The organism is Pseudomonas sp. 5.2 (genome assembly GCF_059025405.1).
Genome location: NZ_JBYBHH010000063.1, coordinates 1 through 427, shown reverse-complemented (window position 1 = coordinate 427; position 427 = coordinate 1). Strand labels below are relative to the sequence as shown.

The 427-nt window shown below is 59.0% G+C and carries 1 protein-coding gene; it reads left to right on the top strand.

Annotated elements, in window-relative coordinates; all coding sequences use genetic code 11:
• The coding region (locus AC5PZ0_RS28310; RefSeq protein ID WP_493856219.1) for an immunoglobulin-like domain-containing protein at nucleotides 1-427 on the top strand (427 nt) is incomplete at both ends.

The following is a 427-nucleotide window of genomic DNA, read 5'->3' as shown; positions in this document are numbered from 1 at the left end:
CGCCGAGAACGTCAAACCAACGTTCACCGTTCACATCAACACCGCCCTGGCTCACGACTTGGTCGTGACCCTGAGCAACAACGCTACCGTCACTATCAAAGCTGGCGAAACCAGCGCCCCGTACACCCACGAAGCGCAGGGTGACGACGTCTACAAAGACGCCGGTGAAATCGAGTTGGGCGTGAAGTCGGCAGCAGACATCGATGGCCGTGCCTTCGAGAATCTGCAGCTGGGCGACGCGGCGTCGGTCAAAGTCACCGACACCACCGACGATGTCGTGGCCAAGCTGACTGCCACCCCTTCGGTTACCGAAGGCGGTGCGATCACCTACACCATTACGCTGACCAACAAAGACGGTCTGCCGATCGATAAACATTCGGCGCTGACTTTCACGCTGAACGACGGCACCACCGTCATTACCGTGCCA